Below are 21,179 nucleotides of genomic sequence, written 5' to 3'. Positions count from 1 at the left end.
ACCCTCTTATTGTTCTGTCAGCGTGCGCACATCGACGCCGCTTTCGAGATGCGCCAACTGCGCGTCATCGCTGATGCCAAAACCGATCTGTGTCACCGCCATCGCGGCAATCGCCGTGGCCCGGCGCAGGGTGTGCTCCGGCGTATCGCCGCTGAGCAAACCGTGGAGCATCCCGGCCAGCAGCGAGTCGCCAGCGCCCACGGTACTGGCCACTGCCACTTTGGGCGGCGTGGCGTGCAGCGCCGCACCTGGGCGGTACCAGGTCACGCCTGCGGCCCCGTCGGAGACCACCACATGCTCGATGCCTTGCTGATGCAGCCGGCTGATGGCATCGGTGGTGCTACCCAAGGCCTCGGCCAACTCTTCGGTATTGGGTTTGACCAGCCACGGGCCAACCTCCAACCCCAGGCGCAGCGCTTCACCACTGGTGTCCAGGGCGACTTTCAGACCGAGGTCCTTCAACGCCTCCAGCAAACCTTTAAACCACTGCGGGCTGACGCCGCGCGGCAAGCTACCGGCCACCACGACCGCATCGAACTCCGGGCCAATGATCGCGACCATCTTGAGCAGCGCTTTTAGCGCCTCTTCAGTCACCAGCGGCCCCGGTGCATTGATGTCGGTGACCCGCCCATCCTGTTCGGCAATCTTGATGTTGCTACGGGTTTCGCCGGGAACCCGGATGAAGGCATCGCCAAACCCACGGCGCTTGATCAGCGCATTGAACGCCTGGGGGTTGGCACTGCCGAGAAACCCGCCCACGCTGACGTAATGGCCCAGGTCCGCCAGCACCTGCGCCACATTCACGCCCTTGCCCGCCGCGTGGGTGAGCATCGCTTCACTGCGATTGACCTCACCGGGTTGCAGGTGCGCCAGGCGTACCGTGAGGTCCAACGCCGGGTTCAGCGTCAGGGTCAGAATATTCGCCATCTACACGGCCTCCACTAGGGCACGCACTTGCGCGGGCGAACCCACCGCCAGTGCTTGTTGCGCCAGGCCCTGGGCCTCGCTCAGACTGAATTCACGCACCCGCGCCTTCACCTCGGGAATACTGCGGGCCGACACGCTCAACTCATCCACACCCAGGCCGACCAGCACCGGCACCGCCAGCGGGTCCGCCGCCAACTCGCCGCACACGCCAACCCACTTGCCATGGGCATGGGCGGCGCGCACGGTGATGTCGATCAGTTGCAAAACTGCCGGGTGCAGGCCATCGGCCTGGGCCGACAGGGTCGGGTGGCCGCGGTCGATGGCCAGGGTGTATTGGGTCAGGTCGTTGGTGCCGACGCTGAAGAAGTCGACTTCCTTGGCGAGCACCGGCGCCAGCAAGGCGGCTGACGGGACTTCGATCATGATCCCCAGTTGCAGGTCCGCCACCGGGATCTCCAGGCGCAGGCGCTCGGTCATGTCCCGGGCGGCGCGCCACTCATCCACGCTGCCGACCATGGGGAACATGATGCGCAGCGGGCGGTTATCCGCTGCACGCAGCAGTGCGCGCAGTTGCGCTTCCATGATCTGCGGGCGTTGCAGCGTCAGGCGAATGCCGCGCACACCGAGGAAGGGGTTTTCTTCTTCGGCGATCGGCCAGTAGGGCAATGGCTTGTCCCCGCCCACATCCAGGGTGCGCACCACCAACGGGCGACCGTTGAGGCCGTCGAGTACGCGGCGGTATTCGGCTTCCTGGGTGGCCTCGTCCGGCGCCTGGGGGTGGGCCATGAAAATCAGTTCGGTGCGCAGCAGGCCAATGCCTTCGGCGCCCTGCTCCACTGCACTGGCCACCCCGGCGCTTTCACCAATGTTGGCGAACACTTCCACGGCGTGCCCGTCGCGGGTCAGCGCCGGTTCATGGCGTTGGGCCGAAGCGGCTTGCAAGCGCTGTTCGCGGCTGTCGCGCTCCACGGTGGCCCGTTGCAGGGTGGCGGCGTCGGGGTCGACATGCAGGCGACCGCGCTGGCCATCGAGCAACAGCGGCGTGCCGGCTTTGAGCAGTAACACCGCAGCACCAGCACCGACCAAGGCCGGAATACCCAGTGCGCGGGCGACGATGGCGCTGTGGGCTGTGGCGCCACCTCGGGCGGTGAGAATGCCGGCAACGCGGGCCGGGTCCAGGCGTGCCACGTCCGAAGGGCCGACTTCTTCCATCACTAGGATGTAGGGCTCGCTCGGTTCCTGCACGCTCTCAACGCCACACAATTGGGCCAGTACGCGGCGGCCGATGTCACGCAAGTCGGCAGCACGCTCGGCCAGCAAGGCATCCTGCAAGGCTTCCTGCTGCTTGGCGGCGGCTTCGATCACGCTCATCCAGGCGGCTTCGGCGCTTTCGCCTTGCTTGAGGCGGGTGTCGACTTCGTCGGTCAGTTCCGGGTCGTCGAGCATTTCCTGGTGGGTGATGAAAATCTCGCGGATGGCCTTGGCCTGGCTACGCTCGATCAAGCCCTGGATATCCGTGCGCACGTCGCTCAAGGCCGTGTGCAGGCGCTGGCGTTCGGCGGCGGCAGACTCACCGCGCAACGGGTAATCGAACACCTGCGGCACCTGAATATGGGCCGGGCCGATGGCAATACCCGGTGCGGCGGCAATGGCCTGGAGTTGGCTACCGCTCAGTGGCGCGCTGAGTACGGGTTCGATATCGACCTGCGCTGGCTGTGCACTCACCGTAGGCAAGGGCTCGACCTCTTCGCCAAGGCCCTCTTGCACGGCGGCCAAAAGGGCGGGCAATGCATCGCCGGCCACCGTCGGCTCGGCCACAAATTCCAGCACCTGGCCACGGCGTGCGCCGAGGCTGAGCAGCTTGCTCAGGCTTTTGACCGACACGGCGCCCACCGCGCCATCGACGATGCGCACGCGGATATCGCCGTCAAAACTTTTCGCCAATTGCGCCAGGATCTTCGCCGGGCGAGCATGCAGCCCGTGGGCGTTGGCCAGGGTAATGCGGGCGCTCGGCCAGTCCGGCGGCAGTTCACCACCCAGCACTTCCAGCACCGCGCGGCTGCTGGTGGCGCGCCCCAACTCCTGGCCGCGCCCTTCGATCAGCAAGGCACACAGGCGTTCAAGCAGGCTTTGGTGCGCTTCACCGAGGCTCGCCAGGCAAAACAGGCCGTGCAAAGGCTGGCCGAGGTAGCGCATGGGTTTGTCCGGCGTCACAAAGGCCAGGCCCGGACGCTTGACCGTCTGCTCGCTGTGCAACCACCACAGGCCATCGCCCAGGGGCAGCGCGTCGACCTGCTGCAATACGGCGGCAAAGCCATTGCTCACACAGTCGGCCTGGCGCAGCAAGCGTGCACCGCGCCACACCAGCTCTTCAAAATCATCGGCCGACACGCCCAGGCTGATCATCTGTGCATCCAGCGCCAGTTCCTGGGGCGCGCCTTGCAACAGTTTCAACAGGGCTTCGGCACTGTTGGCACGGCGCAAGGCCTGGCCCAGGTCGGTTTCACCGAGGGCACGGGTGAGCAGTTGCAGCAGGCGCAGGTGTTCATCGGATTTAGCCGCGATGCCAATCGCCAAGTAAACGATTTGGCCATCGCCCCAGTCCACCCCTTCGGGGAACTGCAGCAGGCGCACACCGGTGGAAAATACCTGGTCGCGGGTTTCTGGCGTGCCATGGGGAATGGCGATGCCTTGTCCGAGAAAGGTCGAGCCTTGGGCTTCACGGGCTTGCAAGCCACTGAGATAACCTTCGGCAACCAGGCCATCGGCCACTAATTTGTCAGCGAGCAGGTGCAAGGCAGCAGATTTATCCACAGCCACCTGGCCCATGGATATCTGCTCTACAGTGAGCTCAAGCATGCCGTTCTCCTAGTTAGTGCGACAGGCGCACTAGGTATTGTTGTAGGTAAATATGTTCAAAATTAACTGACTGAGCGGTCAATTGGCAGGGGTCACTCAGCGGCGAACATCGTAAAAATACGCCTGCTGAAACGTTTAATCTAGAATTTATGGCAGATTACGCGTTAATTGTGCAAGCTTGAAGGGCCACTCGGCGCTTGCTGTGGGACATGGGTCGAATGCTGGAATCGGTTACGATTGGACAAAATGTCGGGGCGAGCTCCAAAAAACAAGGAAATCCCGGTTTGAAACTCAGTGATATCGCACGTCTGGCCGGTGTGTCCGTTACCACCGCCAGCTATGTCATCAATGGCAAAGCCGAACAGCAGCGCATCAGCAACGCAACCGTTGAGCGTGTGCGTGCCGTGGTCCAAGCCCATGGCTTTACCCCCAACCCTCAAGCCGCCGGGCTGCGCAGCCGGCATACGCGCACCTTGGGGTTCATCCTGCCAGACCTGGAAAACCCCAGCTACGCACGCATCGCCAAACTGCTGGAACAAGGTGCGCGGGCGCGAGGCTATCAGTTGCTGATCGCCAGCTCCGATGATGAAGCGGACAGCGAACGCCAACTGCTGCAACTGTTCCGTGCCAGGCGTTGCGATGCGTTGTTCGTCGCCAGTTGCCTGCCGGCCAGCGATGACAGCTATCGCGAGCTTCAGGCCAAGGGGCTGCCGGTGATTGCCATCGACCGGGAGATGGAGCCGAACCAGTTCTGCTCCGTGGTCAGCGATGACCACCAGGCCTGCCAGCAACTCACCAGCAGCCTGCTGCAACCGTTGCCCAAGCAGATCGCGCTGATCGGCGCACGGCCCGAGCTGAGCATCAGCCAGGCACGTACCGCCGGTTTCCGTGATGCGCTGCAAGGCTTTACGGGCGACGTGATCATCGAGCAGGGCGAAGCCTTCAGTCGTGACTGCGGCCGAGAGCTGATGGAGCAACTGCTGCAACGCCTGGGGCATCTGCCGGACGCGCTGGTGACCACCTCCTACGTACTGCTGCAAGGCGTGTTCGACGCGCTGCATGACTTCCCCCTCAAGTCGCGGCCCCTGCGCCTGGGCACCTTCGGCGATACGCAGTTGCTGGATTTCCTGCCGCTGCCGGTCAACGCCATGGCCCAGCAACATCAGTTGATTGCCGAAACCGCCCTGCGCCTGGCCCTGGCCGCCATTGAAGAGGAACAGTACCAACCCGGGGTGCATGCGATTGGCCGGACTTTCAAGCAGCGTATTCACGAGGCCTGAGCGTGGAGCTGATCGACACCCACACGCACCTGGACTTCGAGGACTTCGACCCCGATCGCTCGCACGTCCTCGCCCACAGTCGTGAACTTGGCGTGCGGCGCCTGGTGGTGCTGGGGGTTTACCAGAAAAATTGGCAGCGGCTATGGGACTTGGTGCAACAGGACGAAGGCCTGTTCGCCGCCTTCGGCTTGCACCCGGTGTATCTCGATGAGCATCGCCCCGCCGACCTACTGGAGCTGGGCGACTGGTTGACGCGCCTGCATGGCCACCGGCAACTGTGCGCCGTGGGCGAAATTGGCCTGGATTACTTTCTGGAACAGTTGGACCACGAGCGCCAGCAGCCGCTGTTTGAAGCCCAACTGAAACTTGCGGTGGATTTCCAACTGCCGGCCTTGCTCCACGTTCGCCGCAGCCACGCCGCCGTGATTGCCACCCTCAAGCGCATCCGCGTGCCCCGAGGCGGCATCATCCATGCGTTCGCCGGCAGCGCTGAAGAGGCCCGCGAGTACATCAAGCTCGGGTTCAAACTGGGCCTGGGCGGCGCTGCCACCTGGCCCCAGGCGTTGCGCATGCACCGGGTACTGGCGCAGTTGCCACTCGACGCCGTGGTGCTGGAAACCGATGCGCCGGATATGGCCCCGGCCATGTACCCCAACCAGCGCAATAGCCCGCAGCACCTGCCAGACATCTGCACCGCCCTGGCCGAGCGCATGGGTATCAGCCCTTTATTGCTGGCTGAGGCGAGCACACGCAATGCGTGCGAGCTGTTCAACTGGTAGCGGACTGATCACCTGCAACTTCAAGGTCATTCTCTGTCGATGGCGGGCATAGCGCACCACCAGCAAATGGATCAGCACGGCGACCAGCGAAATGTTCAGTTGCCCGATCACACTGAGCAGCCCCAACCATTCAGCGACAAGGGCCATCAGCAAGGTTGCGCACGTCAGCATGATCATGCTCGGCCGCACCAGCGCCCAGTGGTCCAGGGCCCTGAACTGGCGCAACTGCTTGACGCACCCCAAGTGCAACCCGCAGTGGCAATACGTACAGTCAAACGGTACATCAATGGCGATGGCGTTCAGTTGCCAGGGCTTGAGCTCAAACGTCATGTTGCATTGGGCGCAATGCCCTTTGATACCGATTGCGGCGGCCATCGTTTTGTCCCCTCGTGACCGTGACGGATGAAATAAATTTTCACCTATTCACGCCCCGATAAAACACGCATCGGTAAATCAGGACATAAGCCACACGGCCCGCCGCTCAGTCCTTCAGAACCTCCCTACACCCGAAACGCGCCAATCAATTGCTTCAACTCAACCACCTGGGTTGCCAGTTGCCGACTGGCCGCCTCCGTGTGCTGCGCACCTTGCGCCGCATGCTCGCCGGCGCGGTTGATTTCGACGATGTTCTGGTCGATGTCGTGGGCGACTGCCGTTTGCTGCTCCACGGCGGCGGCGATCTGCTGGTTCTGATCGACGATCATCCCAACCGCCCCCAGGATATTTTCCAGGGCTTGTTGGACTTTTTCCGACTGCCCTACCGTGCCATTCGCCATTTCATGGCTGCTGCCCATGGCCTTCACCGCCGCACCGACACCGCTGTGCAAGCGGATGATCATCTGCTCGATTTCCTCGGTGGAGTGCTGTGTACGCCGGGCCAGAGTGCGTACCTCGTCGGCCACCACCGCAAACCCGCGCCCTTGGTCACCAGCGCGCGCCGCTTCGATGGCCGCGTTTAGCGCCAGCAGGTTGGTCTGCTCGGCGATGCTCTTGATCACCTCCAGGACGCTGCTGATGGACTGGCTGTCGGTCGCCAGATGGTTGATCACCCGCACCGATTCGTCGATCTCCGCCGCCAGGCGCGCAATACCGCCTTGCTGGGATTGCACCAGCGCACGCCCGCTGACGGTTTCATCGTTGACACTTTGGGCACTGCTGACCGCCGCCGCGGCGCTGCGCGCCACCTCCTGGGCGGTGGCGGACATCTGGTTCATCGCCGTCGCCACTTGCTCGATCTGGCTGCGCTGGCCGGACACCGCCTGGTTACTCTGCGCCGACACCGCCTGCACCTGGCCGGCCTGCAACTCCACCTGGCTGACCGTATGCCCAACACGCTCGATCAGGTCGTGAATCTTGGCCACAGTGCCATTGAACACCTGGCCCAGGTCGCCCAGTTCGTCACGGCTCTGGGCAACGAAGGTGACCGTCATATCGCCCGCCGCCACTTTGTCCATCATCGCCCCCAGGCGGCGCAAGGTGGTGCGGGTGGAGACAAAGAAACCGGCATAGAGATAGAAAATCAGCGCAAACACCGCCGCCAGGGCCGTGACCAGCAACACCATGTGCAAACGGTTCTGCGCCAGGCGCTGCTGCAACTGCTGCCCGAGGAACGCCAGGGTGGCGTCATCCAATTGATAGGTCTTGGCCATCAGTTGGCTGACGCCGTCATAAAAGCCCTGCCAAGGCGCGTCGAGGGTCTCGGCCATCACCACCTGCTCTTCGAAAAACTCACTGCCTTGCTTAAGGCTCGCCTGGCTGGCTTGCGCCGAGACGTCGAGGGCGGCGTGCGCGGCCTGGCTGGTGCCCAACGCGTCCTGCAGCTTCAGGCCATATTCGCCGTGAAGTTTTTCCAACTGCTGCAGCAGTTCGTCAAAACGGGTGCTGGAGGACGAATTGATAAAGCCCTGCCCCAGGGAGTACGCGCCCATGGCACGGCCTTCACCCAAGGCCTGGGTGACTTGAGGAGTGATGGTGGTGACCAGGTCGCTGAGCTGGCGCAGATCACTTTGCGGATCACGGCTCAAGCCGGCTTGGCTGGCGATGATCTGGCTGAACATCTGGGCCTGGTTGAGTAACTTGCCGATCAACGCCGCCTTGTTGAGCAGCGAGGTTTCCTGCTGCTGGGCCTTGAACGCAGCGATCAGTTCGTCGCGTTTACTGTCGAAGACGGCAACTTGCTCGGGCTGGGTCGCAATGGCGCGCAAGCCCTGCAAGCGCTCCACTACACTGGTTTGCAAGGCGCTGATCCGGGTCTCCAGGTCTGCCGCTTTGCCAGACTGGCCGAGGGTGGCGTTGATCTGTACCTGGTTGTTGAGGGTTTCCAGCTCGCGACGCAACGCCAGGCTGCTGCCGAGCAGGTCGAGGCTTTGCAGTTCGACCCGGGTGCCCTGGTATTCACGCCACGAGTCGCGCACCAGGTAATAGTTGGTCGCCAGCATCGGCAGCAGAAACAGCACACTGATCAGGCTGAACTTCATGCCGAAGCTCAGGCGGTTCATCAGCGCGACGGCGGGATAGAGCAAGCTCTTCACAGGTGACCTCCCCTTCTTTTATTTTTATTGAGGCGCAGGGCGGCGGCAGATAGCCACTATTTGGCGCTCTATCTGTATAGCTCAATTCGAAAGGGAGTTTTGTAACGTAAGGTTAACGGCGTGTCTGGAGGCCCTAACGCCATGTAGGAGCGAGCTTGCTCGCTCCTACAAATTGGCATCAGGGGAGTACCGTCCAGATGGCAAACCCGGCATACCACAGCACCGCCGCGCGCAGCAGCAGTTCCCACAGGCGATCCAGGCTGTTGATGCCATCGGCCCCCACCACTGGCGGCGGGATTTCCGCAGCGGCCAGGCCGACTTTTTCCACCAGCTGTGCCGCGCTGATGTCCCAACTCAGCAATTCGTGGAGCATCACCCGGCTGACCCCGACGAAATTGCCCACCAAGGCAAAGCTGGCCGCCAGCAGGCGTACCGGCAACCAGTCAAACGCGTGACGCAATTGCGTGGCGCGCTCGGCCACCAGGGGGTTCTGGCTGTGTTCGCTGGCCAGCGCCAACAGGCGGTACGCCAGGGCGGCCACCGGGCCCAGCAGGAAATACCAGAAAATCACCGCAAAAAAGCTTTGGTACGCCTGCCACAGCAGGTAGCCCTGGACGCGCTCCAGCAGTTGCTCGCCACTGTCGGCGCCAAGCTTGAGGTCGCGTTCGGCCACATGCTCGGCCGCTTGCAGGTCACCGCGCCGCCAGGCATCGCGAAACGGCCCCAGCCCTGCCAATAGGTCGCCACGGCCCAGGCTATAGATCACCACCAGCAAATGCACCGGCAATGCCAACAGGCCATAGGCCACCGGCTCCAGGACCAGCAACAGCAAGGCCAGCAATGCCACCGGCAACAGCACCAACACCAGCAGGATCAGCCAGGGCCGCTTGCCCATGCGCGGGCTCGATTCCAGCTTGGCCAGCTCACGCAGCCATCCGCCGTCACGCTGCAACCGCAGGCGCAAGGCCGAGAACTTCTCGATCCATACCGCCAGCACCAACACCAGGAAACTCATCGTTCGTGTCCTCCATCCTGCAGGGCGCTGCGAAAGCGCGTCCAATCAAAAGCGGGGCCCGGGTCAGTCTTGCGCCCCGGAGCGATGTCGCTGTGACCACAAATACGTTGGTGGGTGATCTTTGGGTAAGCCTTGAGCAACTGGCGGGTCAGATCGATCAGCGCCGCATACTGGGCATCGGTGAACGGCAGGTCGTCCGTACCTTCGAGCTCGACCCCCAGGGAAAAATCGTTGCACACCTCGCGCCCGTCAAAAACGGAAACACCGGCATGCCAGGCCCGGTCGCGGCACGAAACAAATTGCGTCACAGTGCCGTCACGTTCAATCAGAAAATGCGCAGACACTCGTAGGCTGGCTATCCCTTCAAAGTAGGGATGCTCTGAGATATCCAGGCGGTTCTGGAAAAACTCCTGCACCTTGCCGGTCTTGAACTGCGCCGGAGGCAAACTGATGTTATGCACCACCAACAGCGAGATTTCGCCTTCAGGGCGCTCGTTGAAGTTGGGCGAAGGGCAATGACGAATGCCCTGGCACCAACCGCTGGCGGGGTCCAACTGCATACAGGCTCCTTGAGTGAGACGAGGTGTGACCAGTATGCCGCGTTCCACCCTGCGGTTGCGATCACTTGCCGCGATTGAGTTGCCGCAGGTTGCCCACCACGGCTGCCAGCGCACGCTCGAACAGCGGGCCATCATCCAAGGCGTGCAGGACGCCCTGCTTGAACGCCAGGGCTAACTGCCCCGCGCTTTTCTCCAGGACCTTGAGGCCCCCTCGACTGACAAAAATATAGGTATCGTCGGGCGGCATGATTGCGGTCAACTTGCAACGCAGGGTACCGGCTTCATGTTGCTGCAACGCTACCCAGGCACCGACTCGCAACTGCTGTGCCTTGAGCCGGTCGGGGTCGTCAGGGGGCAGTGGTTCGTCGGCAGTCGGCGGCCCAGAGCCAAGGATAAAAGGCTTACGCACTTCAACCAGCACCTCGCCGTCGAGCGGCTGAACATGCATGGCCTGCAACCGCAGGAAAAACTCGCGGGTGCTGAAAGGATCGAACGCCGCACCGGCCAACCCGTCACGCAATGCCTTGAGCAGCCCGGGTAGTTGCTCAAGCAAACGCCGACCTGCTTCGGTGTCTTCACGCAGGCCCACGCTCCAGACCAATTCATCCAGGGTACGCAGCGCCGTCTGCCATTGCAGCGATTGTTCACCGTGCTTGAGCACGGCCACTAACAGCACCTGGCTCCAGGCTTGCTGCACAAATTGCAGAACCGATGCCGGCAGGGTTTTGCCCACGAGCCGCCGACTGAGCACCTGCGCCACACGTTGGCGCGCCACCTCGATATGCAGGCGCTCTTGCTCGGCGTCCCGGGTATGGCGCTCAAGGCGTTCACTGCGCGTGCGCTCTTGGGCTGTAGATGTGCTGAACGTGGTGAGCAACTGGGAGAAAATCGCCGGGTCTTCGACGTACTCATTCAGCAACCGCTGTACGAGTTGCTCGATACACAGATAGAGATTGTCCCGTGGCTGGTCATGGGGCGGGCTCCAGCCGATGACGGCGCTCGCGATGTCATTGAGCAAGCGCCGCGCCGGATGCTGCGTGCAACTGAGCAGGCTCTTGTCCAGCACCGCCACTTTCAGCAGCGGGATCTGCAAGCGGGCGATCAGCCCCTTGAAAGCGTCCGGCACACTGCGGTCATCGAGCATGAACTCGAACAGCATGGCCACCAGATTGATCACATCTTCGTCTGCTTCTTCCAACACCCGCGACTTGCCACTTTTGACACTGACCCGGGTGAGCAACTGTTCAAGCTGGCTGCGCAGGTCGAAATCGTCCTCGCACTCCGGCTCCGGTACATATTGCTGCAAATGCGACAGCAGCCGCAGCAGATCGCGGGTGGCAATGGGTTGCGGCTCGGCGCTGGCTTCAAGGGTGGGGGCCACGCTGCCACGCACGGCTACCAGCAACGTCTGCAAGGCGCTGAACGCTTGCTGGCCGCTTTTATCCAGCGGCGGGTCGGCCATCGCTTGGCCAGTGCAATCCTGATGCTCCCGGGCCGCACGCCCGCCGGCTCGGCGGGACGGGAGCGCCTTGAGCTCCGGCAATACGCCAGTGGCGATGAGTAATTGGTTGGCCTCGCCATACAACAGGTCGGCGTCACTGAGCACGTACTTCTCAAACAGCTTGAGCATGACCAGCTTGACGCGGATCTCCACCCCCAGGCTGCGCCCTGCCTGCAAGAAAAACTCGCACAGCCGCGTCGGGGCCAAGGGGTTTTCCGGATCATCCAGGCGCCTGCCGAACAGTTCACTCAAGCGCGCGTTCAATTGCCCCAGCGCCAAGCCATCACGGTGGCGCACCCGACCGAGCATCGCCTCCAGGGCCACAGCTTTTTCCACGTCATCGGCGCTGGTGCCGGGTACCGCCTCATAAGACACCAGCGGCACCAGGTGTGCCCCGCTGCACCGGGCCTGGCCCAGGTTGGCGAACGCCACGAACAACTGCTCCATGAACACGCGTTCGAAGTTCTTGCGCTTGAGGCGCAGGTCGCGCATGGCCTCGAAAAAAATATGATGGTCGACGGTGCTACGGGCCTTTTCGGCCATTTCAAACAGGGTGTCGTCGGCGTTATCGAACAGTTCCTGCAAACCCTGTTGCAGCTGTTGCGCAGCCTTGTCACGCACCTGCAGCAACACCACCGGCAGGCGCGCGAGCGGCGATGGCGTGGCCTGTGCCCTGTTGATAGGCACCACCTTCCCGTCATTGTGCATCCTGGCCTCCTGAAACGGCGGTTTTGAGAGGTGGACAGACCGGGAGCAGGCCCGGCAGGCACTGCAAATATCCCGGCTACCACCAAGACGTCAAAGCTATGACGCCAATTGCAAGGCGCGAGATTATCTTGCAAACAAGGGCAGTTGCGCCAGCACACTCTGACTTTGTGCGGTAAATGAGTGGCGAGCCTGGGTTAGAACGCACGCTGGCCCTATAATCGAGGCACTTTGTTTGTGGAGCCTGTTATGCCGAACCTCCGTCTTGCCGACCTCACCGCCGAAATCGAAGCCAACGTGCGCCGCGCACTGCTGGAAGACATCGGCAGTGGTGACATCACCGCGCAGTTGATCCCGGCCGAACGGCTGGCCAAGGCCACGATCATTACCCGTGAAGCGGCCGTGATTGCCGGTACGGCCTGGGTGGATGCAGTGTTTCGTCAACTGGACCCACGGGTCGCCGTGCATTGGCAGGTAGCTGACGGTGAACGTGTCAGCCCCAACCAGGCGCTGTTCCACCTTGAAGGCCCGGCACGCTCGCTGCTCACGGGTGAACGCAGTGCGCTGAATTTTTTGCAGATGCTGTCAGGTGTAGCCACCCGAGCGCAGTTCCTGGCGGACTTTGTCGCGAGCACCCAGGTCAAACTGCTGGACACCCGCAAGACACTCCCAGGTCTGCGTTTGGCGCAGAAGTACGCGGTGACCTGCGGCGGTTGCCACAACCACCGTATCGGGCTGTATGACGCGTTCCTGATCAAGGAAAACCACATCGCCGCCTGCGGTGGTATTGCCCAAGCGATTACGGCCGCCCACAAGATCGCCCCGGGCAAGCCGGTGGAAATCGAAGTGGAAAGCCTGGAAGAGTTGCGCGAAGCCCTGGCGGCGGGTGCCGACATCATCATGCTGGATGAACTGAGCCTGGAAGACATGCGCGAAGCCGTGCGCCTGAACGCCGGCAAAGCCAAGCTGGAAGCCAGCGGCGGGATCAATGAAACCACCTTGCTGCCTATCGCTGAAACCGGCGTGGACTACATCTCCATCGGCGCGATGACCAAGGATGTGAAGGCGGTGGACCTGTCGATGCGCCTCAGTATCTGAAAGATGCCGTAATTGTAGGAGCGAGCTTGCTCGCGAAAAACTCAAGACCACCGCGTGCCCTCCAGAGGTACGGGTTATCGCTAGCGTTTTTCGCGAGCAAGCTCGCTCCTACAGGCTGCTTTTAAACTACGAGGTTATTCATCTCGCAGTACTCGTCCCAATCGACACCCAGCACCTCGGCCGCCTCTTTGTGCAAGGCCAACCGTGCAGCTTCGAACTCCTCAGGGGTCGTGGTGTACTTGAGGGTCAGCTCCCAAGGCTGGAGGTTCTGGCTCTCGGCCTCGTCCTCGAATGCCCACTGAATCTGGTCGCGCTGATCGTCGGCACTCAGGTCCTTGATCTCTTCTTTTAGCTGCGGCGTGTCCTCAAGGTAGTGCTTGAGCGCTTGTTCGTGCCGAGCGTCCTGGGTCATTTCAGTCGTGGTCATGTTGTTCTCTTAGATCGAGGAATGGGAATGCATCTGGGTCTTCAAGGTTGCGCAGATACAAAAGAGCGGGCGCAAATGCCCGGCTCACCTGGCCTTCAGAACCATTCTGGGATCATCTGAAAACATTGCCGTTGAAACAGTGGTGCCTGTGGTGCCCGAGACAGGAATCGAACCTGCGACCTTCGCGTTACGAGTGCGCTGCTCTACCGGCTGAGCTACACGGGCGGTGGGCTAAAGCTAGCACTGCATTGGGCATGCAGCAACTGACTCGCTCACCGCCCGGCGGCTGTCACGCGCCGTTGGCGCCGCAGCCCTTGGCAACGTATTGCGGCTCTACCGTGGTGGCACAGCTCCAGCCGGTGGTGGCGCTGCGGGTCAAGGTGATGGTCTTGCCGAGCACGGGCGCGGGCGCATCGAGGATTTCACAACGGATAGTACCTGCGCCCGAGGCCACATCGCCTGTCACATCGATGGTGCAGTTGGCGGTAGGGCTGGAGCCCCCGATGAGCGCCAGGGTCGGCACAGTGCCCTGGTTGATGACGTCTTCATAGCCGGCCTTTAACGCGCTGATTTCCGCCAACCCCGCAGTGAACTTGGCCTTGGCCTGGTGCTTGGTGTACATGGGCAGACCGATGGTGGCCAAAATGCCGATGATTGCCACGACGATCAGTAACTCGATCAAGGTAAAACCTTTTTGACGCATCTCTTTCACTCTCCAGAATAGAACCATGACAAGGCGCGTCCTGCGCCCCGTAGTGTGCAACGGCGCCAGTGTACTCATCCCCTCGCAGCCGTTCGCCTGCAAGACGCACAATCTGACATTTTATCGCCCAGCACCAGCCTGCCCGACTCCGCCACCTGACTAAGCTATAAATTCTTCACGACCTGGGTGCACCAACCTCACATGAACGATACGTCGACAATCTATGCCTGGGAGGGCATCAACCGCAAAGGGCGCCGGGTATCCGGAACAATCGCCGGCCATAACCTTGCGCTGATCAAGGTACAACTGCGCCAGCAAGGGATCTGCCCCGAGCGTGTGCGCAAGAAGTCTTGTGCACTGCCGACCTTCAAGACGCGCATAACGCCCGTGGATATCGCCCTGTTCACTCGCCAGTTGGCCACCTTGCTCAAGGCCGGCATTCCGCTGCTGCAAGCCTTCGACATCATCAGCGAAGGCGTCGAAAACCAACAGCTGCGCGAACTGGTGAAGGCGTTGAAACAGCATATTGCCAGCGGCCACCCGTTGGCCGCTGTCCTGCGTCAATATCCCCGCTACTTCGATGAGCTGTACTGCAATCTGGTAGCGGCTGGCGAAATGGCCGGCGCCCTGGAAACCCTACTGGAGCGCGTGGCGATTCATCTGGAAAAAAGCCAACGGCTCAAAACCAGGATCAAGAAAGCCATGACCTACCCTATCGCGGTACTGGTAATTGCCACAGGGGTGAGCACAGTGCTGTTGATCCATGTGGTGCCGCAATTCCAGAACTTGTTCGCCGGGGTCAACGGCCAATTGCCGGGGTTTACCCTGGGGGTCATCGCGCTATCGGAACTGCTGCAACAGGCGTGGTGGATGCTGGGGCTGGGTGTGGGCGCGGCGCTGGTTGCAGGGCGCCACGCCTACCGGACTCACCCAGGGTTTCGCCATGGGTGGGCAGCAGGTTTGTTGAAAGTGCCCGTGGCAGGCAAACTGCTGCACAAATCTGCCGTTGCTCGCTACGCCCGCACGCTATCCACTACCTTTGCGGCGAGCGTTCCTCTGGTACAGGCATTGGGTTCGGTGGCTGGCGCCGTCGGCAATGGCCCTTTCAAACAGGCAATCGAACGTATGCGCCACGATGTATCCACAGGCATGCAGTTGAATCAATCGATGCATAACAGCGGCCTGTTTCCAGGCATGGCGATCCAGATGACCGCAATCGGTGAGGAGTCCGGCACCCTGGACCGCATGCTGGAAAAAGTCGCGAACCACTACGAGTCAGAGGTGGATACCTTGGTCGACAACCTCACCAGCCTGATGGAGCCGCTGATCATGGTGGTATTGGGGGGGATTGTCGGCGCGCTGGTAGTCGCCATGTACTTGCCGGTGTTCCAATTGGGGACGGCGTTTTGAGCCTGCTGCTGAGTGAGTATCCCTGGGCGTTTGTCGGCGTGGCGCTGGTGTTGGGCCTGATCGTCGGCAGCTTTCTCAATGTGTTGGCGTGGCGCCTGCCCAAAATGCTCGAGCGGGAGTGGCGTGCCCAGGCCCATGAGATTCTCGACTTGCCAGCCGAGCCCGGTGGGCCGGCCTATAACCTGATGCATCCGAACTCTTGCTGCCCGCGCTGCAATCATCCGATTCGGCCTTGGGAAAATATCCCGGTGCTCAGCTACCTGCTGCTCCGGGGGCATTGTGCCCACTGCCGTGAGCCCATCGGCCTGCGTTACCCTCTCACCGAACTGGCCTGCGCGCTGATCTGCGCCGCTGTCGCCTGGCACTTCGGCTTTGGCTGGCAAGCCGGCGCGGTGATGCTGCTGAGCTGGGGCTTGCTGGGGATGAGCCTGATTGATCTGGACCACCAATTGCTGCCGGATGTGCTGGTGCTGCCGCTGCTATGGCTGGGGCTGATCCTCAACAGCGCTGACCTGCTGACGCCACTGCCCGATGCAGTATGGGGCGCGGTCATCGGCTACATGAGCTTGTGGTGCCTGTTCTGGCTGTTCAAGCTGGCCACCGGCAAAGACGGCATGGGCCATGGCGACTTCAAATTATTGGCCTTGCTGGGAGCCTGGGGCGGCTGGCAGATTCTGCCGATGACCCTGCTGATGGCCTCGCTGCTGGGCGTGTTTGCCGGGCTGATTTTGCTGCGTTTGCGTAAGGCCCAGGTGTCAGCGCCAATGCCGTTTGGCCCCTGCCTGGCAATTGCCGGCTGGATTGCATTGCTCTGGGGTGGTCAAATAACCGACTTCTATTTGCAGTCTGTCGGTTTCAGATGACCACTTCTGTTGCAACACCCTGGATTCTTGGGCTCACGGGCGGCATTGGCAGCGGCAAAAGCGCTGCGGCCGAGCACTTTATCAAGCTGGGCATCGACCTGGTGGACGCCGATCACGCCGCGCGCTGGGTGGTCGAGCCTGGCCGCCCGGCGCTGGCGCGCATTGCCGAACATTTCGGCGCCAGCGTGCTGCAAGCCGACGGCCGACTGGACCGTGCCGCACTGCGCAAACTGATCTTTGAGGTCCCACAAGAGCGCCTTTGGCTGGAAGCCTTGCTGCACCCGCTGATCGCCGAGGAAATTCGCAGCCACCTGGCACGCGCCCAGTCGCCCTACGCGATCCTGGTGTCACCGCTGCTGATCGAGTCCGGGCAGTACAGCATGACCCAGCGCATCCTGGTGATCGACGTGCCGCAATCGCTGCAGATTCAGCGTACCCTGCAGCGCGACGGCATCAGCGAACAACAGGTGCAGGCGATTCTCAAGGCCCAGTCCAGCCGCGAAGACCGCCTGAACCATGCCGATGACGTGCTGGTCAACGATAAGGACCTCGCCTGGCTGCACGGCGAGGTCGAGCGACTGCACCACTTTTACCTTACTTTGCGTGGAGGCCGATCATGAGCCAACCCCTGACCGTCGACTGCCCAACCTGCGGTGCACCCGTGGAATGGAAAGCGACCAATCTCAACCGACCGTTCTGCTCGGACCGTTGCAAGCTTATCGACCTGGGCGCCTGGGCCGCTGAAGAACACAAGATTCCCGTGGCCCCTGACGCCGAAGATGAACTGTTTTCCGAAGACCTGCCGCCGCGCCACTAAGGCCGCATAAAGGCATATTCCTGCTGGTCGTCGAGGTTTTCTGCAAGGTATTGCAACTCGTCGGCCAGGTCTTCAAAGCTGCGTACACCCTTGCTTTGCTGCACCACTGCGCTGAGCATGGCGCGCAAGGTCAAACCGGGGTCAAACCCGATTTCCTGCGCTGCATCCTGGCTTCTGCGCAACTCCTGCCGTGCCCATTCATACACACTCATGATTCATGCTCCTGAAAATTTTGCCGAGCATGGACCTGCGCCGCTTCCCTGCATTTGACCTGGATCAACGCCGCGAATCGTCGTCTTTCCACGGCGCTGAGAGGTAGCGGGTACGGTTGAACGTCTCCAGCCATTCCGGGCAAAACACCACCAGCGCGCTGATGACCATGCCGTTGATAAAGGCTTCGGGAAAGATGATCAGCCACAGGTAACCGACAAAATCTTCCAACCACTCAGGCATCGCAAAAAGGCCGTCGAACCACAACAGGCCCAGGCCGGCCAACAGGCACAGCAATGCCGACAGTGCGGCAGCAAAAAAGCCCGAACAGAAGATATACACAAAGGGGTTTCGCGGCTGCGCCCGCTCCACCAACAGCGCGCACCCTTCGGTGACCAGCACCGGCAGCACAATCAGGAGCAGGCCATTGACGCCAAGCGCAGCCAGGTCCTGACGCCCCAACAGCATCAAGCCAAGCTGGGCGGCAAAGCCACCGACGATAGCCAGCGGCCAATCGAGCAGCAAAGTCACGGCGGTCATGCCGATAAAGTGGTAGGACACACCGGTATCGAAATCCCGCCGCACCAGCCACAGCATGAACAGCGCGAACACCGTACCGAAGAGCAAGTGCTGGCGCCGACGGTCGGCAAACAGCTCCACCCAGGGCGAGCGAAGGATCGCCCACATCACCACGGGCGCATACACCAGCCAGCCGATACCGAGGGTCTGGGGTGCCAGAACCGCAGCACTGATCACGGACGCTCTGCCTTTACTAAAAAACTCATCACACACCTCGTCCCTGGCCTGTTTCACGTGAGCATTCTACACCCGCGTTTTAAGGCAAGACTTCCTGTGGTCATCATTTGGACGCTAAGCTGCGACTATGGATGACTCAGATTACTTGCGCCTGCTCACCGTAGCGGCCGAACAAGCCAACGCATTCCTGTCCAATGCCCGCAAGTGGGAGCGTGAGCGTTGGGTCTGCCAGCGCCTGCTGCAAGGCTTGAACGTGCCCTACCGCGTCGAAGAGTTTCACGCTGCGGGCCAGGAGCCGCCCGACGTGCTGTTTCGCGACGCCAGCTTCGAGGTCTTTTTTGTGCTGGACGAGGGCCGCCGCCTGAACGACGAGTGGCGCGATGAGTTGCTGCGCAGGCGCAGTGCTTTCTCCTTGAGCCAACTGGTACGGCGTGAAGCCAAGCCACGGCGTATCCCCGCCCATGAGTTCCTGCTGCGCCTGGCCCCCACACTGCGTAAAAAAGCTCACAACTACAAAGAGCGCGGCATGGACCTGGGGGAGCTGGACCTCATTGCGTTTACCAGCCTCAAACGCGAGGTGCTGGACCTCAACAGCCATTTTCCGCCGCCGACCGAATACCTGCGTCAGGGCTGGCGCTCGCTATCGCTGGTGGGGCCGACATTCGCACGGGTCCTGTTCGCACATCCCGACGCGCCGGACTTCTTGCGCAACAACCTGGGCCGCAGCATAGTGTTTGATGTCGGCATCAGCCTGTGATGCCCCTGGCTGTAACGTGGCGCCCCTTTGCAACGTCTACCTGACGAGGCCTTTATGACCAGCCGCCTGAAACCCGATGACCAAGAGCGTGTCGAAGAGTACCTGCAACTCTCCCAGAACAGAGTCGAGCGCAAGCCTTTCCGGCCGTGGCTGCTCCTCTGCGTGGTGCTGGTAGTGGTGATCGGGCTCGGTACGCTGAGCCGCCTATTGAGTTACCTGACGCTATGAGCCGCCTGGCGCTCGCGAGGGTAACTGCTCCGATTTCTTTTAGCCTTGCGAGATATCCCCATGACCCATCGTATTATTATCGTCGGCGGCGGTGCCGGCGGCCTGGAGTTGGCTACCCGCCTGGGTAAGACCCTGGGCAAGCGTGGCAAGGCCAGCATCACGCTGGTCGACACCAACCTGACCCACATCTGGAAGCCCTTGCTGCACGAAGTGGCTGCCGGCTCGCTGAATTCCTCGGAAGACGAACTCAACTACGTCGCCCAAGCCAAATGGAACCACTTCGAGTTCCAGCTGGGCCGTATGAGCGGGCTTGACCGTGAACAGAAGAAAATCCAGCTGGCCGCCACCCTCGACGAAGAAGGCCGCGAACTGGTGCCTGCTCGTGTGCTGGGCTACGACAGCCTGGTGATTGCGGTAGGCAGCACTACCAACGACTTCGGCACTGAAGGCGCAGCGCAACATTGCCTGTTCCTCGACACCCGCAAGCAGGCCGAGCGCTTCCACCAGCAACTGCTCAACCACTACCTGCGCGCCCATGCAGGCCAAACCGACGCCGTTGAACAGATCAGCGTCGCCATCGTCGGCGCCGGTGCCACCGGCGTTGAGCTGGCCGCCGAGCTGCATAACGCCGCCCATGAACTGGCGGCTTATGGCCTGGACCGTATCAAGCCAGAAAACATGCACATCACCCTGATCGAAGCCGGCCCGCGTGTACTGCCTGCCCTGCCGGAGCGGATCGGGGGGCCAGTGCATAAGACCCTGGAGAAACTAGGGGTGACAGTACTGACCAACTCGGCGGTCAGTGAAGTAACCGCCGACGCCCTGATCACCAGCAGCGGCCAAGTGATCCCGGCCAGCCTCAAGGTCTGGGCGGCCGGTATCCGCGCCCCCGGTTTCCTCAAGGACATCGATGGCCTGGAAACCAACCGCATCAACCAGTTGCAAGTCCTGCAAACCCTGCAAACCACCCGCGACGAAAACATCTTCGCCTTTGGTGATTGCGCCGCCTGCCCGCAGCCGGGCACCGACCGCAATGTACCGCCACGGGCCCAAGCGGCTCACCAACAGGCGTCATTGCTGGCCAAATCGCTCAAGCTGCGGATTGAAGGCAAGGAGCTGCCGACCTACAAGTACACCGACTACGGCTCGCTGATCTCACTGTCGCGCTTTTCCGCGGTGGGTAACCTGATGGGCAATTTGACGGGCAGTGTGATGCTGGAAGGCTGGCTCGCGCGGATGTTCTACGTGTCGCTGTACCGCATGCACCAGATGGCGCTGTATGGGTTCTTCCGCACGGCGATGCTGATGCTGGGCAGCAAGATCGGCCGCGGCACCGAGCCACGCCTTAAATTGCATTAACAACCTGGTCTCGAAAGAGGCCTGGTAAATGTGGGAGCGAGCAAGTCGAATCGTTGCACCGCCGCTCCCACATTTGTTTTGCGGTGAATTCAGGATTCACGCAGGCAAAAAAAATCCCCGTATCTTTCGATACGAGGATTTTTAATATGGTCGGGGTAGGGGGATTCGAACTCCCGACATCCTGCTCCCAAAGCAGGCGCGCTACCGGACTGCGCTATACCCCGGTAATAAAAAGGCGACCTTTCAGTCGCCTTCTTCGATCAGCGCTTTTGGCCTCTGATCTTAAGATTCGATTCCAGCGTTAACTGGTCTCAAAAATGGTGGGTCGTGTGGGATTCGAACCTACGACCAATTGGTTAAAAGCCAACTGCTCTACCAACTGAGCTAACGACCC

The 21,179-nt window shown here is 61.4% G+C and carries 21 protein-coding genes and 3 tRNA genes; 10 read left to right on the top strand and 14 right to left on the bottom strand.

Annotated features, from left to right (window positions below; genetic code table 11):
* Positions 1–6: 6 nt before the first annotated feature.
* Together pfkB and ptsP are read right to left on the bottom strand one after the other, a co-directional pair.
* Positions 7–927, bottom strand: a complete 921-nt coding sequence (gene pfkB, locus E1K68_RS04855; protein ID WP_192002437.1) for a 1-phosphofructokinase — start codon at positions 925–927, stop codon at positions 7–9.
* Positions 928–3,786 carry a phosphoenolpyruvate--protein phosphotransferase gene (gene ptsP / locus E1K68_RS04850; RefSeq protein WP_003188457.1) on the bottom strand — a complete coding sequence of 953 codons (2,859 nt, stop codon included), beginning with the start codon at positions 3,784–3,786 and terminating at the stop codon, positions 928–930.
* A 284-nt stretch (positions 3,787–4,070) separates the two neighbouring features.
* Here ptsP and cra point away from each other — a divergent pair, with 284 nt between their 5' ends.
* Both cra and E1K68_RS04840 read left to right on the top strand, forming a co-directional pair.
* A complete protein-coding gene (gene cra / locus E1K68_RS04845) occupies positions 4,071–5,066 on the top strand; it encodes a catabolite repressor/activator (protein ID WP_003188455.1) in 996 nt (331 codons plus the stop codon).
* A gap of 2 nt (positions 5,067–5,068) precedes the next feature.
* Complete coding sequence (locus E1K68_RS04840; protein WP_034134846.1) at positions 5,069–5,845, top strand: TatD family hydrolase; 777 nt, start codon at positions 5,069–5,071, stop codon at positions 5,843–5,845.
* Here E1K68_RS04840 and E1K68_RS04835 read toward each other — a convergent pair.
* From E1K68_RS04835 to E1K68_RS04815, 5 genes are all read right to left on the bottom strand, one after another.
* Positions 5,792–6,220 carry a hypothetical protein gene (locus E1K68_RS04835; protein WP_032900411.1) on the bottom strand — a complete coding sequence of 143 codons (429 nt, stop codon included), beginning with the start codon at positions 6,218–6,220 and terminating at the stop codon, positions 5,792–5,794. The two genes, E1K68_RS04840 and E1K68_RS04835, sit on opposite strands and share 54 nt — an antisense overlap.
* A gap of 125 nt (positions 6,221–6,345) precedes the next feature.
* Complete coding sequence (locus tag E1K68_RS04830) at positions 6,346–8,376, bottom strand: methyl-accepting chemotaxis protein (protein ID WP_192002436.1); 2,031 nt, start codon at positions 8,374–8,376, stop codon at positions 6,346–6,348.
* Positions 8,377–8,554: 178 nt separating this feature from the next.
* Positions 8,555–9,391, bottom strand: a complete 837-nt coding sequence (gene ampE, locus E1K68_RS04825; RefSeq protein WP_003188449.1) for a regulatory signaling modulator protein AmpE — start codon at positions 9,389–9,391, stop codon at positions 8,555–8,557.
* The gene (ampD, locus tag E1K68_RS04820) at positions 9,388–9,951 is read right to left on the bottom strand and encodes a 1,6-anhydro-N-acetylmuramyl-L-alanine amidase AmpD (RefSeq protein WP_003188448.1); all 564 of its coding nucleotides are present in this window, start codon (positions 9,949–9,951) and stop codon (positions 9,388–9,390) included. Before ampD ends, ampE begins: the two co-directional genes overlap by 4 nt.
* Positions 9,952–10,012: 61 nt before the next feature.
* On the bottom strand, positions 10,013–12,160 hold the full coding sequence (locus E1K68_RS04815; protein ID WP_034134845.1) for a DUF1631 domain-containing protein: 2,148 nt from the start codon (positions 12,158–12,160) through the stop codon (positions 10,013–10,015).
* Between the two features lie 246 nt (positions 12,161–12,406).
* Between E1K68_RS04815 and nadC the strand changes: the two genes are divergently transcribed.
* Positions 12,407–13,255: a carboxylating nicotinate-nucleotide diphosphorylase gene (gene nadC / locus E1K68_RS04810; protein ID WP_003188446.1), complete on the top strand. Its 849-nt coding sequence runs from the start codon at positions 12,407–12,409 to the stop codon at positions 13,253–13,255.
* Between the two features lie 121 nt (positions 13,256–13,376).
* Here the strand turns inward: nadC and E1K68_RS04805 are convergent, their stop codons facing one another.
* The 3 genes from E1K68_RS04805 to E1K68_RS04795 form a co-directional block, all read right to left on the bottom strand.
* Positions 13,377–13,682, bottom strand: coding sequence for a DUF6388 family protein (locus E1K68_RS04805; protein WP_003188444.1), 306 nt, complete (start codon positions 13,680–13,682; stop codon positions 13,377–13,379).
* A gap of 149 nt (positions 13,683–13,831) precedes the next feature.
* Positions 13,832–13,907 (bottom strand) — tRNA-Thr (locus E1K68_RS04800).
* Positions 13,908–13,971: 64 nt separating this feature from the next.
* Positions 13,972–14,385 (bottom strand): pilin, encoded by a 414-nt coding sequence (locus E1K68_RS04795; protein ID WP_212613839.1) that lies wholly within the window; start codon positions 14,383–14,385, stop codon positions 13,972–13,974.
* A 201-nt stretch (positions 14,386–14,586) separates the two neighbouring features.
* Here E1K68_RS04795 and E1K68_RS04790 point away from each other — a divergent pair, with 201 nt between their 5' ends.
* Genes E1K68_RS04790 through yacG form a run of 4 tightly spaced genes read left to right on the top strand, consistent with a single transcriptional unit; the run spans position 14,587 to position 17,475 of the window.
* Positions 14,587–15,795, top strand: coding sequence for a type II secretion system F family protein (locus E1K68_RS04790; protein WP_212613838.1), 1,209 nt, complete (start codon positions 14,587–14,589; stop codon positions 15,793–15,795).
* A complete protein-coding gene (locus E1K68_RS04785) occupies positions 15,792–16,658 on the top strand; it encodes an A24 family peptidase (RefSeq protein ID WP_003188440.1) in 867 nt (288 codons plus the stop codon). The genes E1K68_RS04790 and E1K68_RS04785 overlap by 4 nt, the downstream gene beginning before the upstream one ends.
* On the top strand, positions 16,655–17,278 hold the full coding sequence (coaE, locus tag E1K68_RS04780; RefSeq protein ID WP_003188438.1) for a dephospho-CoA kinase: 624 nt from the start codon (positions 16,655–16,657) through the stop codon (positions 17,276–17,278). Before E1K68_RS04785 ends, coaE begins: the two co-directional genes overlap by 4 nt.
* The gene (gene yacG, locus E1K68_RS04775; RefSeq protein ID WP_003188437.1) at positions 17,275–17,475 is read left to right on the top strand and encodes a DNA gyrase inhibitor YacG; all 201 of its coding nucleotides are present in this window, start codon (positions 17,275–17,277) and stop codon (positions 17,473–17,475) included. Before coaE ends, yacG begins: the two co-directional genes overlap by 4 nt.
* Here the strand turns inward: yacG and E1K68_RS04770 are convergent.
* Positions 17,472–17,687 carry a hypothetical protein gene (locus E1K68_RS04770; RefSeq protein ID WP_003171680.1) on the bottom strand — a complete coding sequence of 72 codons (216 nt, stop codon included), beginning with the start codon at positions 17,685–17,687 and terminating at the stop codon, positions 17,472–17,474. The genes yacG and E1K68_RS04770 overlap by 4 nt on opposite strands.
* A gap of 64 nt (positions 17,688–17,751) precedes the next feature.
* A complete protein-coding gene (locus E1K68_RS04765) occupies positions 17,752–18,441 on the bottom strand; it encodes an energy-coupling factor ABC transporter permease (protein WP_034134844.1) in 690 nt (229 codons plus the stop codon).
* Positions 18,442–18,568: 127 nt separating this feature from the next.
* Between E1K68_RS04765 and E1K68_RS04760 the strand changes: the two genes are divergently transcribed.
* Genes E1K68_RS04760 through E1K68_RS04750 form a run of 3 tightly spaced genes read left to right on the top strand, consistent with a single transcriptional unit; the run spans position 18,569 to position 20,785 of the window.
* Positions 18,569–19,198 (top strand): DUF1780 domain-containing protein, encoded by a 630-nt coding sequence (locus E1K68_RS04760; RefSeq protein ID WP_003188431.1) that lies wholly within the window; start codon positions 18,569–18,571, stop codon positions 19,196–19,198.
* A gap of 54 nt (positions 19,199–19,252) precedes the next feature.
* Positions 19,253–19,426 (top strand): DUF3094 family protein, encoded by a 174-nt coding sequence (locus E1K68_RS04755; RefSeq protein WP_003188429.1) that lies wholly within the window; start codon positions 19,253–19,255, stop codon positions 19,424–19,426.
* Positions 19,427–19,486: 60 nt separating this feature from the next.
* Complete coding sequence (locus E1K68_RS04750) at positions 19,487–20,785, top strand: NAD(P)/FAD-dependent oxidoreductase (protein WP_014716868.1); 1,299 nt, start codon at positions 19,487–19,489, stop codon at positions 20,783–20,785.
* A gap of 147 nt (positions 20,786–20,932) precedes the next feature.
* On the opposite strand, the gene E1K68_RS04745 is transcribed toward E1K68_RS04750, so the two are convergent.
* Together E1K68_RS04745 and E1K68_RS04740 are read right to left on the bottom strand one after the other, a co-directional pair.
* Positions 20,933–21,009, bottom strand: a tRNA-Pro gene (locus E1K68_RS04745).
* Between the two features lie 94 nt (positions 21,010–21,103).
* A tRNA-Lys gene (locus tag E1K68_RS04740) sits at positions 21,104–21,179 on the bottom strand.

It is taken from the genome of Pseudomonas sp. B2021, assembly GCF_018135665.1.
In the GTDB taxonomy this organism is placed as follows: Bacteria; Pseudomonadota; Gammaproteobacteria; order Pseudomonadales; family Pseudomonadaceae; genus Aquipseudomonas; species Aquipseudomonas lactis.
Note: the sequence above shows the minus strand (reverse complement) of the source record. Positions and strands in the feature narration are given on the sequence as shown.